This is a genomic window from Amycolatopsis cynarae (genome assembly GCF_026802195.1).
GTDB lineage: Bacteria > Actinomycetota > Actinomycetes > Mycobacteriales > Pseudonocardiaceae > Amycolatopsis_E > Amycolatopsis_E rhizosphaerae.
Genome location: NZ_CP113836.1, coordinates 6396124 through 6412347, shown reverse-complemented (window position 1 = coordinate 6412347; position 16224 = coordinate 6396124). Strand labels below are relative to the sequence as shown.

Below are 16224 nucleotides of genomic sequence, written 5' to 3'. Positions count from 1 at the left end.
AACGGCCGAACGGGGCATTGCGCCGGATGATGTAAAGATCAACTTCACCCGCGCGGGGTGTACCGGGAGCATGGGCTTCCGATATTCGAACACGTAAAGTTCCCGACGTGAACCCGCTGCGCTCGATGATCCTCGCCGCCGCAGGCAACGACACGGTGCGCCGTCTCGTGGCCACCGCACCCGGAACGCGTGCCGTGGTGGACCGGTTCGTCGCCGGGGAAACCGTCGCCGACGCGGTGACCGCCGTCGGCCGTCTCGTCGATGACGGGCTCTACGCCACTCTCGACCACCTCGGCGAGCACACCGTCGACGAGGCGCAGGCGGAGCACACGGTGCAGACCTACCTCGGTCTGCTGGACCGGTTGTACGAGGAAGGTCTGTCGGCGCGCGTGGAAGTCAGCGTGAAGCTGTCCGCGATCGGGCTGAAGCTGGACGAGAAACTGGCTCTGGACAACGCTTTTCGGATCTGTGCCGCCGCCGGGCAGTCCGGCACCACGGTCACGCTCGACATGGAGGAGCACGAGACCGCGGACGCGACCCTGCGGCTGCTGGGGGAGTTGCGGCACACCTGGCCATGGGTGGGCGCGGTACTCCAGTCCTACCTGAGGCGCACGGAGGACGATGTCGCGGCACTGGCGGGCCCCGACTCCCGGGTCCGGCTGTGCAAGGGCGCCTACGCCGCACCCGCGGCGGTCGCCTACCGCCGGGGCCACGACGTGGATCTGAGCTATTTGAGGTGTGCCAACCGATTGCTGGCCGGGGAGGGCTATCCGATGTTCGCCACGCACGATCCGCGCCTGATCAGGATCCTCGGCGAACGCGTGCGGTGGTACGGGCGCAAGCAGGGCAGCTACGAATACCAGATGCTCTACGGGGTGCGCCCGGCGGAGCAGCGGCGGCTGGCCTCGGAAGGGGAGACGGTGCGCGTGTACGTGCCCTTCGGTGAGCAGTGGTTCGGCTATCTGATGCGCCGGCTCGCCGAACGCCCGGCCAACCTGGGCTTTTTCCTGCGCGCACTGGCCAGCCGTTCGTGAGCACCGCGGAAGCCCACGACCCCGCGGCCTTCGAGGCGGCGTGCGCGGTGAGATCACTGGGAGACGGGACGCTCACCGCCGACCTCCGGCAGGAATGGTCGATCGGAAACCACCCGCACGGCGGGTTCCTGATGGCCCTGATCGCCAAGGCCGCGGTCGCCGTCCTCGCCGAACGCGGCGACCCTTCGGCCGAACCGCTCGTGGTCAGCGCGGAATTCCTGCACCCACCGGCCATCGGGCCGGTGCTGTTGCGCACCGACCTCCGCAAGATCGGTCGCCGCGCCACCGTGGTGTCGGTAAGGCTGGAACAGCGTGGCCGAAGCTGCGTCGAGGCCACCGTGACCACGGGCCGGCTGCCGGTGCGACGCCCGGACTGGGCGGATCTGCCGTCGATGCCGGTGGAACCGCCGCCGCGGGCGATTCCGCTCGGCGGCGAAACCGGGGAGGGCGTCTTCAACCTCGCCAAGGGATGCGATGTCCGGCTCGACCCGGCGACCGCCGGGTACCTGTCCGGCCGCGTGGGCGACCCGCCGCGGATGCGGCTGTGGGTCCGGCCGCGGCACGGCTCGCCGGACCCGTATTTCGCGTTGCTCGCCGGTGACGTGAACCCGCCGGTGGTGTTCAACCTCGGCCGGTCCGGTTGGGCGCCGACCGTGCAGCTGACCGCCCTCCTGCGGGCCCGGCCCGCGCCGGGCTGGTTGCGGGTGCTGGTGGACTGCCGGTCCATCCACGAGTCGTGGTTCGACTCCGACGCCACGGTGGTCGACTCCGCGGGGCGGCTGGTCTGCCAGGCCCGCCAGCTCGCCCTTTCCCCCTGAGCCGGACGCAAATCACTTCCCGCCACTCTCTACGCTCGGGGCATGACGACGATCGCGGTACTGGGTGCGGGGAAGATCGGTGAGGCGCTACTGTCGGGACTGCTGAACAGCGGCCGGAGCGCAGGAGATCTGCTGTTCACCGAACGGCACCCGGATCGGGCCGCGGAGCTGACCGCGCGCTACGGCGTCGCGGGCGTCGAGCCCGCCGAGGCCGCGAAGCGGGCGGACGTGCTCGTCGTCGCCGTCAAGCCGCAGGACATCGAGCCGGTGCTGACCGAACTGGCCCCCGCGGTCGGCCCGGAGACCCTCGTCGTGTCGCTGTGCGCGGGACTGCCGACTTCCCTGTACGAGCGGAGGCTGGCCGAAGGAGTGCCGGTCGTGCGGGTGATGCCGAACACGCCGATGGTCGTCGGTGAAGCGATGAGCGCGATTTCCCCCGGCAGCCACGCGACCCCGGCGCATTTGGCGCTGGTGCGGGAAATGCTGTCCTCGGTCGGCGAGGTCATCGAGGTCCCGGAGTCCCAGCAGGACGCGGTGACCGCGCTGTCCGGTTCGGGCCCGGCGTACTTCTTCTTCCTCGTCGAAGCCATGATCGACGCGGGGATCCTGCTCGGCCTGCCGCGTGCCGTCGCGGAGAAGCTGATCATCCAGTCGGCGGTGGGCGCGGCGAAGATGCTCGCGGAGACCGCCGAGCATCCGGTGATCCTGCGCGAGGCCGTGACTTCCCCGGCGGGCACGACCATCAACGCCATCCGCGAGCTGGAAAAGCACGGTGTGCGCGCGGCGTTGCTCGCTGCGATCGAAGCGGCACGGGACCGTTCGGTCGAGCTCGGAAAACCGCACGACAGCGCGTCCTGACGGGATACCAGGTCAGTCACGGAAAGTATTGGCAGCGCTGCATTACGAAGTCGGAAGGGCTTGTGGTGCGCGCTGTCCAAGGAGTGCCGCTCGCCGCATCGCATGTCGGGTAAGTCCTTCTCCGGACCTCGGTCGCGATTTTCCGTGGCGCGCAGGGTAATCCGGGACCGTCACCGAAGTCCGGCAAACGGTGCGACAGTGGCTCCCGCTCGCGACCGTCACCGTTTTCCTTGCCATCCCGCGAGTTCGGGGTGAGAAGTCGACTTTTTCGTATGGTCTCGCGCCCGGTTGGACCAATCTTTCCGCGGGCCGTCGCATAGGTCCCAGCGACACCGCTACCCTCAGAAGCAAAGCACGTGCGTGTCGGTACCGCCGGTGGGGAAGCCGAGCGGCGCGACACGTGCCGAAGGGCACGGTGACGTATGTCGTCGAACAACAATGACGTGCCCGCAGTCGGGCAGGTTCAGTTCCTTACGGTCGCCGAGGTGGCCGCGCTCATGCGGGTGTCGAAGATGACGGTGTACCGCCTGGTGCATTCGGGCGAGCTGCCGGCCGTGCGGGTCGGCAAATCGTTCCGCGTCCCGGAGAAGGCGGTGCACGAGTACCTCCAAGGCGCCTATTTCGACGTGGGCTGACTGTTGTCGGGACAGGCTCGAATGCGGCGCGATCGCGGGGCGAGCGGCCCACCCCGCCAGGGTGCGGTCCCGGAACACGAGGCCCTGCGACGGGCTCGACGGGCACAGCGGGTAACCTGAGAGGCCGCTCGCGCCTGATGCGCTCCACCTGTTGGACGCTGCGCCGGGCAGCGTGAGGACAGGACCAACCGTGAAGGAGCACCAGTGGGCTCGGTGATCAAGAAGCGCCGCAAGCGCATGTCCAAGAAGAAGCACCGTAAGCTGCTGCGCCGCACTCGGATGCAGCGCCGCAAGCAGGGCAAGTGACGCGAAGGCGAACGGCTTATTACCGCGACCCGTCCGGTTACCCGGGCGGGTCGCACCCGTTCGGGTGACGTCGGCGCCGTGCCGGTGAGCTGCGTTAATAGCCTGTTAGCGGCGCTGCCCCACCCTGCCGGGCGGGGGTAACATCTCGAACGCCGCCAGAACCAACCCTTCGTCAGGGGGTTTCATGCCGTCGACAGTCGTGCTCGTCACCGGAGTCGGGGGAGACCTCGGGGGAAGGCTGCTGGCCCGCCTCGGCAACAATCCGGAGTTCGAGCGGGTCATCGGCGTCGACACCACGCCGCCTCGCAAGCAGGTGATGCGCCGCCTGGGACAGGCGGAGTTCGTCCGCACGGACATCCGCAACCCCCTGATCGCCCGGGTCATCAACGACGCCAGGGTCGACACCGTCGTGCACGCCGCGACCACCTGCCATCCGGCGGGGCCCGCGCGGCGTGGCGTGCTCAAGGAAGTCAACGTCATCGGCACCATGCGGCTGCTCGCCGCGTGCCAGCGTTCCCCCTGGATGCGCAAGCTCGTGGTCAAGTCGACGGCCGCCGTGTACGGCGCCGGTGCCCGCTCGCCCGCGGTGTTCGGCGAGGACGCCGAGCTGATCCCCGCCTCGTCCAACGGCTACGCCAAGGACGCGGTCGAGATGGAGGGCTACGTGCGGGGACTGGCCCGCCGCAGGCCCGACATCACGGTCACCACGGCGCGGTTCACCAACCTGATCGGGCCGGACGTGGACACCGTGCTGGCCCGCTACTTCGCGCTGCCGGTGGTGCCCACGGTGCTCGGCTACGACGCCCGCCTCCAGCTCCTGCACTCCTCCGACGCGCTGGCCGTGCTCGAGACGGCCACCCTGGAGGACAAACCGGGGGTGTTCAACGTCGGCTCCGACGGGGTCCTCACCCTGTCGCAGGCGATCCGGCGGGCCGGGCGCGTCGAGTTGCCGGTACCGCGTGCCCTCGTGCCGTCGGTGGCCAAGATGCTGCGCGGCGCCCACCTGGTGGACTTCTCGGAGGACCAGGTGCGCCTGCTGAACTACGGCCGGGTGGTGGACACCACAAGGCTGAAGAAGGTGTTCGGCTACTACCCGCGGTGGACCACCGCCGCCGCCTTCGACGACTACGTGCGGGGCCGGGGACTGCGCCCGGTCATCGACGGTGACGCACTCGCCACCCTGGCGGGCAGGGTGCTGACCGCGGCAGCGACCGGTCAGGCGCGATGAAGCCGGAAGCGACAGGAGACGAGGACGTTCCCGTGACCACCGGTGTGGATGCCCGGATCATTCCGCTCCGGCGCGCGCAGGGGAAGCCGAAGGCGGGCCGGGCCGGTACGCCGGACCGTGACCGGCCGCGGCCGGTGAGTGAGCTACCGAAGACCGCCGCCCCGGTGGCGGAGACACCAGAGCCCGATCCGCTCACCAGGACGCTGACCTTCCTGCGCGACCGGCTCACCGGCCGCTATCCGGTCGACGAGTTCGGGTTCGACCCGGAGTTGACCGACGCCGTCATCCTGCCGCCGCTGCGCCTGCTGTACGAAAAGTGGTTCCGGGTCGCCGTCTCCGGTGTGGAGAACCTGCCCACGGCGGGTGGGGCGCTGGTGGTGTGCAACCACTCCGGCACGTTGCCGCTGGACGCGGTGATGACCGCGGTCGCGGTGCACGACGAGCATCCCGCGCACCGGCACCTGCGCATGCTGGGCGCGGATCTGGTGTTCCGCACGCCGGTGCTCGGCGCACTGGCCAGGAAGTCCGGCCAGACGCTGGCCTGCGGCCCGGACGCGGAGCGGCTGTTGTCCTCGGGTGAGCTGGTCGGGGTGTGGCCGGAGGGCTACAAGGGCCTTGGCAAGCCGTTTTCCGCTCGTTACAAGCTGCAGCGGTTCGGGCGGGGCGGCTTCGTGTCGGCCGCTCTGCGCACGCGGGTACCGATCATCCCGTGCTCGATCGTCGGGGCCGAGGAGATCTATCCGAAGATAGGCGACCTGAAGCCGCTGGCGCGGCTGCTCGGCCTGCCGTACTTCCCGGTGACACCGTTCTTCCCGTTGCTGGGTGCGCTGGGCACCATCCCGTTGCCCACCAAGTGGTCGATCGAGTTCGGTGAGCCCATCGCGACCGACGGGTTCACGCAGGAGGAACTCGACGACCCGATGCTCGTGTTCAACCTGACCGATCAGGTGCGGGAGTCCATCCAGCAGGCGCTCTATCGCCGTCTTGCCCACCGCAAGGGTGTGTTCAGCGGCTAGCGCCGATTGGTCTCTCCGCGACGGGCGACCCTTGAGAACCAGAGCCGTTCCCACGGTTCAGCGGCTCGCGGGTGCGGCGCTCTCCCGCAGCCGGCCTTCGCCGAGCCTCAGCCAGCGGTCGATTCGGATTTCGGCGAGGAAGCGTTCGTCGTGGCTGACGATGACGAACGCGCCCTGGTAGGCGTTGAGGGCACTTTCCAGCTGTCCGGCGCTGACCAGGTCGAGGTTGTTCGTCGGTTCGTCCAGCAAGAGCAACTGGGGCGCGGGTTCGGCGAACAGGATGCAGGCCAGCGTGGCGCGCAGTCGTTCCCCGCCGGAGAGGACGGCGACGGGCAGGTGCGCCCGGTCGCCGCGGAACAGGAAGCGGGCCAGCAGGTTCATCCGCTGCGCCGGGGGCATCGCGGGCGCGAACGCGGCCAGGTTTTCGGCCACGGTGCGGCCGTCGTCGAGCAGATCCAGGCGCTGGGACAGGTAGGCGATCCGGCCGTCGGCCCGTTTCCTCTCGCCGCTGTCCGGTTCCAGTTCGCCGCTGATCATCCGCAGCAGCGTGGACTTGCCGGACCCGTTGGCGCCGCTCAGTGCGATGCGTTCCGGCCCGCGGATCGCCAGGTCGATGCCGTCGGCGAAGAGGTCGCGCTTGCGCAGTCCTTCGCCGAGGAACAGGGTCCGGCCCGCGGGGACGGCGGTCCGGGGCAGTTCCAGGGTGATCTTCTGGTCTTCGCGCAGCGACCGTTCGGCCTCGTCGAGTTTGGCCTTGGCGGCGCCGACCCGGGCCGCGTGGGTGCCGTCGGCCTTGCCGGCGGACTCCTGAGCGTTGCGTTTGCGTGCTCCGGCGAGGATCTTGGGCAGCCCCGCGTTGGCGATGGTGCGCTGGGCGTTGCCCGCCCGTTTGGCGGCCCGCTCGCGGGCCTGCTGCAGCTCGCGTTTCTCGCGCTTGACCTCCTGCTCGGCGTTGCGGATGTTCTTCTCGGCCACCTCGCGTGCCGCCCGGATGGCCTGCTCGTACGCGGTGAAGTTGCCGCCGTAATAGGTGACCTCGCCCGCGTCGAGCTCGGCGATGCGATCCATCCGGTCCAGCAGGGCGCGGTCGTGGCTGACCACCAGGAGGCAGCCGGACCAGTCGTCGAGCACGCCGTGGAGCTTGCGGCGGGCGTCGAGGTCGAGGTTGTTGGTGGGTTCGTCGAGCAGCAGCACGTCCGGCCGTTTGAGTAGCTGGGCCGCCAGTCCGAGCGAGACGATCTGGCCGCCGGACAGGGTGCTCAGCGTGCGGTCGAGCGCGATGTCGCCGAGACCGAGCCGGTCCAACTGGGCGCGGGTGCGTTCCTCGATGTCCCAGTCGGTGCCGATGGTGGTGAAGTGCTCCTCGTCGACGTCGCCGGACTCGACGGCTTCGAGCGCACGCAGGACCGGGTCGATGCCGAGGACCTCGGCCACGGACGGTTCGCCGGTCAGCGGCAGGTCCTGGGGCAGGTAGCCGAGCAGGCCGTCGACGGACACGCTGCCCGCGACAGGCCGCAGTTCGCCCGCGATGAGCTTGAGCAGGGTCGTCTTGCCGGCGCCGTTGGCGGCCACGATGCCGGTGCGGCCGTCGGGGACGGTGGCGGACAACCGGTCGAAGACCGGGGTGCCGTCGGGCCAGGAGAAGGACAGACCGGACACGACGATGCGGGAATCGGACATGAAGGCGAGACCTCGGAAGTGTGGGGCGCAGGCTGGTGGCCCGCGTGCGAATGGGTGGACGACGAAATGGCCACCGCGGCGAACAACTGCCGGGGGCCCGCTACCTCCGGGGCTCACCCGGAGATGTCGTCGTCACCTGCCACGTCGAGCCTCCTTCGAACGGTCTTCCGTTTTTCGACCATAACAGCCGGTTGCTCCAGGGGCGTGCACTCAAGGTGGCCTTGAGGGCGGTTATGACCAACAGGCGCTAGTAATAGCCCTTCGTGCGGTCGAGCAGTTCCCGGACGATGTCCGCGTGCCCCGCGTGCCGCCCCGTCTCCTCGATGAGGTGGATCAGCATCCAGCGGAGGTTCGCGCCACCCGAGCGGAAGCCGGGGTGGCGGCCGACGTCGTCCAGGGAGGCCGCGGCAACGATCGCATTACTGCGGGCGCACTGGGCTTCGTACTCCGCGATGAGCTCGGCGACGGGGCGGCCTTCGGTCTGCCAGTCGGGGTCCTCGCCCGACTCGTCGAATGCCGGGTTCTGCTATGAGCGCGGTGCGTTCATCCGCTTGGAGCGGGGGGCGTGTCAGTTCCGATGCCATGTCGGCCCACGCTAGCGGGGCCGGTGCGGAGGGGGCACCTGGTTTTAGCGGCCAGCCCTGGTGACTGCTGTCGTCGGCATCGGCACCTGTCTGGTCGGTTCTCTTGCTTTTGGTGAAGCTGCGAGGCAAGTGCTGCCAGCTCGATGTCCACAGTGGAGGGTGGACCGATCGGGGCCGCTCACGTGCCGGCGTCGGTCATCCGCCCGCTTCGGCGACTCGTGGCGGCCGGACCGACCTCTGTCCTTTTTGGAGTAACAGTTCGAGAAGGGTGGGCTGCCTCCCAGGCCGCCTCGATCATCGGGAAGATCTCGTCCACCGCGGCTTCCGGGTCGGCCGCCTCGCGGGCCAGGGAATGGGCGTCGACCACGAACTTCGCGATCGTCCGGCAGGCCGTGGTGGGCCGGGGCAGGCCGAGGTCGGCGGCGATGGCCGTTGCCAGTGACCGTGCATGGCGCAGCTTCATCGACTGCTCGTACTGCCGCAAGGTGGGTGATTCGTCGATCATGCGCCAGATCGGGGCGGCGCCGTCCCGGGCGCAATGTCGCACCAGGGCCCGGATTTCGCGGCACAGCGCGGGGATGAGCGGCTCGTGCGGGGCTCGGCCGGTGACCGCCTCCGTGAGGCGCTGCTCGAAGTTTTCGTCCTGCTCGAACACCAGGGCTTCTTTCGAGGCGAAGTGGGAGAAGAGCGTGGTGACGGCCACGTCGGCCTCGGCGGCCACCTCGCGGATGCCCACCGTGTCGTACCCGCGCTCCAGGAAGAGCCGCAGAGCGGTGTCGGCGATCTTCTGGCGGGTCGCGGCCTTCTTGCGCTCGCGGCGTCCAGGCGGCACGGTCATCCCCAGATGCTATCAGATACAAGACTGAACCTGTTATGAAAAGCTAACGGTTAGTGCTACGGTCGACCGCATGAAGAAAGTGATCTTCGCCGAGTTCGGCGGTCCGGACGTGCTGCAACTCGTGGACGCGGAGGAGCCCAACGCGGGCCCCGGTCAGGTCCGCATCGCCGTGCGGGCGGCCGGTGTGAATCCCGTCGACTGGCGGGTCCGTGAAGGCCAGATCCTGGGGGCCCATCCGATCGAGTTGCCCGCCGGAGTCGGGCAGGACGCCTCCGGGGTGGTGGACGAGGTCGGCGAGGGCGTCGAAGGCATCGAGGTCGGCGACCCCGTGTTCGGCGAAGGGGTGAGCACCTATGCCGAGTTCGCCGTGCTGTCGGCCTGGGCCCGCATGCCCGAGGGCCTGACCTTCGAAGAGGCGGCCGGGTACCCCTCCGTGGTGGAGACCGCGCTGCGCATCATCCGGGAGGTCGGTGTGCGGCCCGGGCAGACACTGCTGGTCAGCGGCGCGTCCGGGGGCGTCGGATCGGCGGTGCTGCAGATCGCCCGCGACCGCGGCATCACGGTGATCGGCACGGCCGGGGCCGCGAACCAGGACTATCTGCGCAGCCTGAGTGCCCACGCCACGACGTACGGTCAGGGCTGGGTCGAGCGGGTGCGACAGCTCGGCCGGGTCGACGCGGCCCTCGATCTGGCCGGCTCGGGGGTGATCCGTGAACTCGTCGAGCTGACCGGGGATCCGCGGAAGGTGATCTCCATTGCCGATCTCGGTGCACCGGAGTTCGGTGTCCGGTTCTCCGGCGTGGCCGGGAGCGTGCCGCAAGCGCTTGCCGAAGCCGTGGACCTCATCTCGCGGGGAAAGCTCCACATCCCGGTCGACAAGGCGTACACGCTCGCCGAAGCCGCCGCGGCCCACAGCGACAGCCAGGCAGGTCACACACGCGGACGCCGGGTCCTGGTCGTCTGAGGCGGAGGCCGGCTTCGCCTAGCGGCGGCGGTAGGCCATCCCCGCCGCGACGGCCCCGGCGAGGGCGCCCGCGCCGAGCACCGACGGGACGCCGATCTTCGCGGCCTTGCGGCCGGTGCGGAAGTCCCGGATCTCCCAGCCGCGGGCGCGGGCGATCTCGCGGAGGGTGGCGTCGGGGTTCACCGCGACCGCGGTGCCCACCACGGACAGCATCGGCACGTCGTTGGACGAGTCGGAGTAGGCCGTGCAGCGGCGCAGGTTCAGGCCCTCGCGCGAGGCCAGTGCCCGCACCGCGTGCGCCTTGGCGCGGCCGTGCAGCAGGTCGCCGACGAGCCGGCCGGTGTAGACGCCGTCGACGTGTTCGGCGACCGTGCCGAGCGCACCGGTCAGCCCGAGCCGGCGCGAGATGATCGCGGCGAGTTCCACGGGGGTCGCGGTGACCAGCCACACCCGCTGCCCGGCGTCGAGGTGCATCTGGGCCAGTGCGCGCGTGCCGGACCAGATCTTGTCGGCCATGAGCTCGTCGTAGATCTCCTCGCCGACCCGGTTCATCTCCTCGACGGTTTTACCGGCCACGAAGGACAGCGCCTGCGCACGGCTGGACTGCACGCTGCCGTGGTCCTCCTTGCCGCCGATCCTGAACTTCACCTGTTGCCAGGCGAAACCGGCCAGGTCCGAGGTGGTGAAGTACTTGCGGGCGGCCAGTCCGCGGGCGAAGTGGAAGATCGACGCGCCCATCATCATGGTGTTGTCCACGTCGAAGAACGCCGCCGCGGTGAGGTCCGGGGGAGCGGGCGGCTGCGCCGTCTTCTCCGGCACCAGTTCCGCCGGTTTCGCCCCGTCGGCCTGCGCGGACTCCATCGCGACCGCGGCCTCCGCCGACGCTTCGCCGGCGAGCGTGGCGAGTCGTTCGAGTTCCGGGCCCTTGCCCCTGCCGCGCCACACGCAGACCGCCTCCTGACTCGGGGGTTCCTGCGCCCAGAGTAGCGATTCGACTCAGCCGATCCCCAGCCCGGGAAGGCCGGGGAACAGCGGCGGAACGGAGATCACCGGCATGGGTGGGGGACTGGTCGTGGTGGTGCTCCGCGGGCTGCTCGGTGCGGGGATGGGCGGCGGGAACGCGGTCGGGGCCGCCAGGCCGTCGGACGGCGGCAGATCGCTCGTCTTCGCGATCGGTCCCGGCGTGGATTCCTGGGTGGACAGGGAGTTCGGGGGTTCGGCGGGCGCCGTTTCCGTGCCCGGCGTCGCGGGTGGTGCGAGTGGCGGCGGAGCCGCCTTGATGGCCTGGACGGGCGGCAGGCAGGGACCGCGGTCGGGGATGGCGCCGAGGTCGTCGGTCTCGCCGGAAGTGATCCCGAAGCAGTCGAGCCGGGCCAGCAGCAGCTGGGCCCGGGAATCGATCCGGGCGATGAGTTCAGCCGAAGAGGTGAACTGGCCGTAGGCTCCGGCGGGGATGGTTCCCTCGGCCGCGGCGAGCTTGCCGTTCTGCTGCTGGGCCCATGCGTGCAGCCGGTCGAGGTCCTGCCTGTCGCCCTGCACCGCGACCACGGTGAACTGCGCGGTGCCGGTGGTGGCTTCGCGCTGGAAGTCGGCCAGTGCGGCCCGGTAGGGCGCCGGGTCGGCCCGGCCGAGCGCGGCGAGTTCGTCGAGCCGGTTCGCCGCGAAATCGAGGTGTTTCCGCGCCCTTGCCGCGTCCCCGAAGGACAGTCCGAGTTCGGCGGTCTCCCCGGCGCGTTTGATGGTGTACAGCGGGTCGCCGGGCAGCGCGTCGCGTGCCAGCAGGAAGCCGACACTGCCGAGCACGATCACCAGTGCGACGGCCGCGGCCAGCACTTCGGCCAGCAGGCGGCGCCGCCTGCCGGGCGCGCGCCGTTCCGGTTCGGCGAGCCCGGCCAGGATCTCGCTCCGGATTCGCCGTCGTGCCTCCGCGTCGGGAGCAGCCGCGGCACCGAGCTGACGCAGGCCGGAAATCACTTCCAGCTCGCGTGCGGACCACCCGGGCACGTTCACGAGGGTTGAAACGATTTCCCCCGGGGTTCCGTTACGGCTTTCGCCCGCGATGGACGAGAAGCATAACCGTTGTTACGTAACGGAGAAGGCGGTTCAGCGCCAGGCCGGCGGGAGCAGTTGTGCGAGCTTGCGCACCGCGCGGTGTTGCAGCGCCTTGATCGCACCCTCGTTGCGCTTCATGATCTGCGCGGTCTCGGTCAGCGAGAGCCCCTGGATGAACCGGAGGACGATGCACTCCCGCTGGTCGTCGCCGAGATCGGCGATGCACCTGAGCAGCGCTTCGCGGGTGGCGGCCGACATCGCCAACTGTTCGGGGCCGGTCACCGCGCCGCTGTCCGGTCCGGCGAAGGGCGCGGCCCCGGATTCGGACACCTCGTCGGTGACGATCTCCAGCTTGTACCGGCTCGACTTCACGTGGTCGAACACGATGTTGCGGGCGATCGTGATGAACCAGGCGCCCACGTCCCGGCCCTGGTAGCTGACCGAGGTGATCCGGCGCAGGGCCCGCAGGAAGGTCTCGCTGGTGATGTCCTCGGCCAGGTCCCGATCGCCGAGCCGGAAGAACACGTACCGGTACACCGCGTCGACGTACCGGTCGTACAGCGCGCCGAACGCCGTCGTGTCGCCTTCCTGCGCGGCATGCACGAGGTCCCAGGCTTCGGGCTGCTCCCCGGGCAGCTCGACCGGACGCGTGGCCGTGCCGACGCGCAGCCCAACGGGGCGTGCAGCAAGCCAGTTCGTCACGGCGACTCCTCTGTCCCGACCCGAGTGACCACCACCACTCCGACGCGATCAGCAGCATACGGGTAGTTACCCGAAAGTAGGTAGTGATGTCTGTTGCGGAAGTGCGACGATCCGCGGGCTTCCCCATGACGGGGGATGAGGGGAGACACTGGGGGCATGCGCAACATCGCCGACCTGCTCGCCGCCGCGGCCGAACGCCTGCCGGGCGCCACCGCGCTGATCGACACCACCGCGGGGGTGTCTTTGACCTGGTCAGAGCTCGATGCCGCGGTCAACGGACAGGCCAAGGCGCTCATCGGGCAGGGAATCGAACCCGGAGACCGCGTCGTGCTCAGGCTGCCCAACTCCGCCGAGTTCGTGATCGCACTGTTCGCGGTGACCCGCGCCGGCGCGACCGCGGTGCCGGTCTCCCCGCTGTCGCCACGGCCCGAGCTCACCTCCGTGGCCGAGCGCAGCGAAGCCCGTCTTGTGCTCAGCCGGGACGCCGAGGAGGGGCAACTGGTGGCGACCGAGCCGGGCGAGCCGCTGTCCTCGGTGGGTGGTGACGAGGACATCGCGGTGGTTTCGTTCACCTCCGGCACCACCGGTCCCGTCCGCGGCGTAATGCTGTCGCACCGGGCGCTGCTGGCGAACGTCGAGCAGATGGCCGCCGTCCCGGACGCGTTGCGAGAGCAGGACCGCGTGTTCCTTTCGATCCCGCTCTGCCACGTCTACGGGCTCGGGCCGGGTCTGCTCCAGTCCACCTACGCCGGGGCGACCGTGGTGCTCGCCGAGCGGTTCGAGGTGGCCGAAGCGCTCGAAAGCTGCGCGAAGCACCGGATCACCGTCTTCGGCGGGGTGCCCGCGATGTACACCGATCTCGCCGACCAGCCCGCCGAGGAGCTGTCCGCCGCGCTGGCCACGATCCGGCTGCTCAACTCCGGGGCGGCCCCGCTGCACCCCAAGGTGCTGGCCACGATCCGGGAGAAGACCGGGCTCGCCGTGTTCGAGGGTTACGGGCTGACCGAGGCCGCCCCGGTGGTCACCACCACCCTGGTCACGGGGTACGCCAAGCCCGGCTCCGTGGGACGCCCGTTGCCCGGCGTCGAACTCCGTCTGGTCGGCCAGGACGGCGGCGTCGCGCCGATACCGCTCGACCCCGACGACCTCGACGACACCTTCGACGAGGACACGGCCGCGACCGGTCTCGTCGCCATCCGCGGCCGCAACCTCTTCTCCGGCTACTGGCCGGACGGTGCCGGCGGTCCCGACGAGGATGGCTGGTTCCGCACCGGGGACGTCGGCTACCTGGACACCGACGGGGATCTGCACCTGGTCGACCGGGCGAACGACCTGATCATCGTCAACGGCTTCAACGTCTTCCCGCACGAGGTCGAGACGGTGATCACCGAGATGCCCGAGGTGGCCGAGGCCGCGGTGATCGGCATGATCGACGAGCGCAGCGGCGAGGCGGTCCGTGCGGTGGTGGTGCCGACCAGCGGGGCGGCCCTGTCCCAGCAGCAGGTGGTCGACTACTGCGCGGAGCGGCTGGCGGGCTACAAGGTGCCCCGCACCGTCGAGTTCGCCGATTCGCTGCCGCATTCGCCGGTCGGGAAGGTGATGAGATTACGGTTGCGGTCATGACACAGGTGACCGTGATGACCAGGCAGGGCTGCTCCGCCTGCGTCAAGGCGGAGCAGGACGTGGCGCGGATCTGCGGTGAGCTCGGCGTCGAGTGGTCGACGGCGGATGTCGACTCCGATTCCGAATGGCGGGCCGAATACGGCGACCGGGTGCCGGTGATCCTCATCGACGGGGTCGAGCACGGCTACTGGAAGGTCGAGGAAGACCGTTTTCGTAAGGCATTGGTAAGCGCCGGAAAGCGCTGACCGGTGGTGCGCGCGACGAGAATGGAAGCGTGCGCACCGACCCCGCCGACCCTGCTGCCGACTCTGCCTCGCAGCCCCGCCTGTCCGCGCCCGTCGCGGGGCTGACCGGCCTGCTCGCCCTTGTCTCGGCGCTGGCCGCCGGGCAGCTCGTGGCCGCGTTCGTCGGTCCCGGTGCTTCGCCGTTCTTCGCGGTCGGCAACGCCGCGATCGACCTCACCCCCGGCTGGCTCAAGGACTTCGCGGTCCGCTCGTTCGGTACCGCGGACAAGACCGTCCTGCTCGCCGGGATGGCCGTGGTGCTGGTGGCCGTGGCGGTGGCCGCCGGTCTGGTGTCCCGCCGCCGCCCGCTGCCGGGGCAGCTGATCATCGGCTTTTTCGGGGTGCTGGGCATTGCCGCAGTGCTTGCCCGGTCGGATCTCGGACAGCTCGCGGTGGTGGCCCCGTTGGTGAGCCTGCTCGCCGGGGTGGGCGTGTTCGGCCTGCTGCACCGCGCGGCGCTCAGCCGTGGTGTTTCGGCGAGCAGGCGGGCCTTCCTGGGCACGGTGGCCGCGGCCGGGGCGGCCGGAGTCGCCGGCGCGCTGGCCGGTTCGGCGAAGGACGCCGACGGCTCGCGGGCCGGAGTCGGGCCGTTGACGGCTGCGCGACCCGCCCCGCCGATCCCCGCGGACGCCGATTTCGCCAAGCTGGGCACCCCGGCCTTCCTCACCCCGAACTCCGGCTTCTACCGGATCGACACCGCGCTCGTCGTGCCGCAGGTGCGTGCGGAGGACTGGCGGCTGCGGTTGCACGGCATGGTCGACCGGGAGATCACCTACCGCTACGACGACATCCGGAACCGGCCGCTGGTGGAACGGATCGTCACCCTGTGCTGCGTGTCCAATCCGGTGGGCGGGCCCTACATCTCCACCGCCCGGTTCCTCGGGGTGGACCTGGCGGACCTGCTGTCCGAGGCCGGGGTCCGGCCCGGTGCCGAGCAGCTGTTCTCGACCAGTGTCGACGGTTTCACCGCGGGCACGCCGCTCGCGACGGTGCTGGAACCGGGTCGCGGGGCGATGCTCGCGATCGGCATGAACGGCGAGCCCCTGCCGATCAAGCACGGTTTCCCGGCCCGGCTGGTGGTGCCCGGGCTCTACGGCTATGTCTCGGCGACCAAGTGGGTCACCGACCTGGAAGTGACCACCTGGTCGGCGCGGCAGGCGTACTGGCTGAAGCGGGGCTGGGCGGAGCAGGCGCCGGTCAAGACGGAATCGCGGATCGACGCGCCGCGCGGGACGGCGGCCGCGGGCAAGGTGCGGGTCGCCGGGACCGCCTGGGCCCAGCACACCGGAATCGACCGGGTCGAGGTGCGGCTGGACGACGGGCCGTGGCGGCAGGCGGTGCTGTCGGCCGAAGTCACCGTCGACGCCTGGCGGATGTGGTGGGCCGAACTCGACGCGACGCCTGGTGCGCACACGGTGACGGTGCGGGCGACCGACCGGACCGGGGCCACCCAGACCGACCGCGTCGCCGATGTCGTCCCCGACGGCGCCACCGGGTGGCACACGATCACCTTCACCGCGTCCTGATCGCGGGGCCACGGCAAGTCCGCGATCGCTCGACGGCGGGGCCCCGGCACCCGGATTGTGTCTCTGGTCATGCCTC

General features: G+C 70.1%; 17 protein-coding genes. 11 read left to right on the top strand and 6 right to left on the bottom strand.

Translation table 11 applies throughout. The features are described 5' to 3' along the window. Nucleotides 1–107 precede the first annotated feature (107 nt). From ORV05_RS30895 to ORV05_RS30865, 7 genes are all read left to right on the top strand, one after another. A complete protein-coding gene (locus ORV05_RS30895; RefSeq protein ID WP_268755430.1) occupies nt 108–1034 on the top strand; it encodes a proline dehydrogenase family protein in 927 nt (308 codons plus the stop codon). Beyond that, nucleotides 1031–1852 (top strand): thioesterase family protein, encoded by an 822-nt coding sequence (locus tag ORV05_RS30890; RefSeq protein ID WP_268755429.1) that lies wholly within the window; start codon nt 1031–1033, stop codon nt 1850–1852. Before ORV05_RS30895 ends, ORV05_RS30890 begins: the two co-directional genes overlap by 4 nt. A 42-nt stretch (nt 1853–1894) precedes the next feature. Beyond that, nucleotides 1895–2710 (top strand): pyrroline-5-carboxylate reductase, encoded by an 816-nt coding sequence (gene proC, locus ORV05_RS30885; protein ID WP_268755428.1) that lies wholly within the window; start codon nt 1895–1897, stop codon nt 2708–2710. A gap of 422 nt (nt 2711–3132) precedes the next feature. Then, a complete protein-coding gene (locus tag ORV05_RS30880; protein WP_144590186.1) occupies nt 3133–3345 on the top strand; it encodes a helix-turn-helix domain-containing protein in 213 nt (70 codons plus the stop codon). 204 nt (nt 3346–3549) lie between these two features. Next, nucleotides 3550–3651 carry a 30S ribosomal protein bS22 gene (locus ORV05_RS30875; protein WP_017986394.1) on the top strand — a complete coding sequence of 34 codons (102 nt, stop codon included), beginning with the start codon at nt 3550–3552 and terminating at the stop codon, nt 3649–3651. Nucleotides 3652–3835: 184 nt separating this feature from the next. Then, nucleotides 3836–4879, top strand: a complete 1044-nt coding sequence (locus ORV05_RS30870; RefSeq protein WP_268755427.1) for an NAD-dependent epimerase/dehydratase family protein — start codon at nt 3836–3838, stop codon at nt 4877–4879. Beyond that, nucleotides 4876–5895 (top strand): lysophospholipid acyltransferase family protein, encoded by a 1020-nt coding sequence (locus ORV05_RS30865; RefSeq protein WP_407652613.1) that lies wholly within the window; start codon nt 4876–4878, stop codon nt 5893–5895. The genes ORV05_RS30870 and ORV05_RS30865 overlap by 4 nt, the downstream gene beginning before the upstream one ends. A gap of 57 nt (nt 5896–5952) precedes the next feature. Here ORV05_RS30865 and ORV05_RS30860 read toward each other — a convergent pair whose 3' ends face one another. From ORV05_RS30860 to ORV05_RS30850, 3 genes are all read right to left on the bottom strand, one after another. Then, nucleotides 5953–7575, bottom strand: coding sequence for an ABC-F family ATP-binding cassette domain-containing protein (locus ORV05_RS30860; protein WP_268755425.1), 1623 nt, complete (start codon nt 7573–7575; stop codon nt 5953–5955). Nucleotides 7576–7822: 247 nt separating this feature from the next. Then, nucleotides 7823–8029: a mycothiol transferase gene (locus ORV05_RS30855; RefSeq protein WP_268759977.1), complete on the bottom strand. Its 207-nt coding sequence runs from the start codon at nt 8027–8029 to the stop codon at nt 7823–7825. A gap of 308 nt (nt 8030–8337) precedes the next feature. Further along, complete coding sequence (locus tag ORV05_RS30850) at nt 8338–8997, bottom strand: TetR/AcrR family transcriptional regulator (protein WP_268755424.1); 660 nt, start codon at nt 8995–8997, stop codon at nt 8338–8340. Nucleotides 8998–9067: 70 nt separating this feature from the next. Between ORV05_RS30850 and ORV05_RS30845 the strand changes: the two genes are divergently transcribed. After that, entirely contained in the window at nt 9068–9961 is an 894-nt protein-coding gene (locus ORV05_RS30845; protein WP_268755423.1) for an NADP-dependent oxidoreductase, read from the top strand. A gap of 18 nt (nt 9962–9979) precedes the next feature. Here ORV05_RS30845 and ORV05_RS30840 read toward each other — a convergent pair whose 3' ends face one another. The 3 genes from ORV05_RS30840 to ORV05_RS30830 all read right to left on the bottom strand — a co-directional run bounded on the left by ORV05_RS30840 (nt 9980) and on the right by ORV05_RS30830 (nt 12682). Then, nucleotides 9980–10906 carry an HAD family hydrolase gene (locus tag ORV05_RS30840; RefSeq protein WP_268755422.1) on the bottom strand — a complete coding sequence of 309 codons (927 nt, stop codon included), beginning with the start codon at nt 10904–10906 and terminating at the stop codon, nt 9980–9982. Between the two features lie 51 nt (nt 10907–10957). Beyond that, nucleotides 10958–11965 carry a DUF5667 domain-containing protein gene (locus ORV05_RS30835; protein WP_268755421.1) on the bottom strand — a complete coding sequence of 336 codons (1008 nt, stop codon included), beginning with the start codon at nt 11963–11965 and terminating at the stop codon, nt 10958–10960. 99 nt (nt 11966–12064) lie between these two features. Further along, nucleotides 12065–12682, bottom strand: a complete 618-nt coding sequence (locus ORV05_RS30830; RefSeq protein ID WP_268759976.1) for a sigma-70 family RNA polymerase sigma factor — start codon at nt 12680–12682, stop codon at nt 12065–12067. 168 nt (nt 12683–12850) lie between these two features. Between ORV05_RS30830 and ORV05_RS30825 the strand changes: the two genes are divergently transcribed. Genes ORV05_RS30825 through ORV05_RS30815 form a run of 3 tightly spaced genes read left to right on the top strand, consistent with a single transcriptional unit; the run spans nt 12851 to nt 16148 of the window. Next, the gene (locus tag ORV05_RS30825; RefSeq protein WP_407652612.1) at nt 12851–14338 is read left to right on the top strand and encodes an AMP-binding protein; all 1488 of its coding nucleotides are present in this window, start codon (nt 12851–12853) and stop codon (nt 14336–14338) included. Beyond that, nucleotides 14335–14583, top strand: coding sequence for a glutaredoxin family protein (locus tag ORV05_RS30820; RefSeq protein WP_268755419.1), 249 nt, complete (start codon nt 14335–14337; stop codon nt 14581–14583). Before ORV05_RS30825 ends, ORV05_RS30820 begins: the two co-directional genes overlap by 4 nt. A 29-nt stretch (nt 14584–14612) precedes the next feature. Further along, nucleotides 14613–16148 (top strand): molybdopterin-dependent oxidoreductase, encoded by a 1536-nt coding sequence (locus ORV05_RS30815; protein ID WP_407652611.1) that lies wholly within the window; start codon nt 14613–14615, stop codon nt 16146–16148. Nucleotides 16149–16224 lie beyond the last annotated feature (76 nt).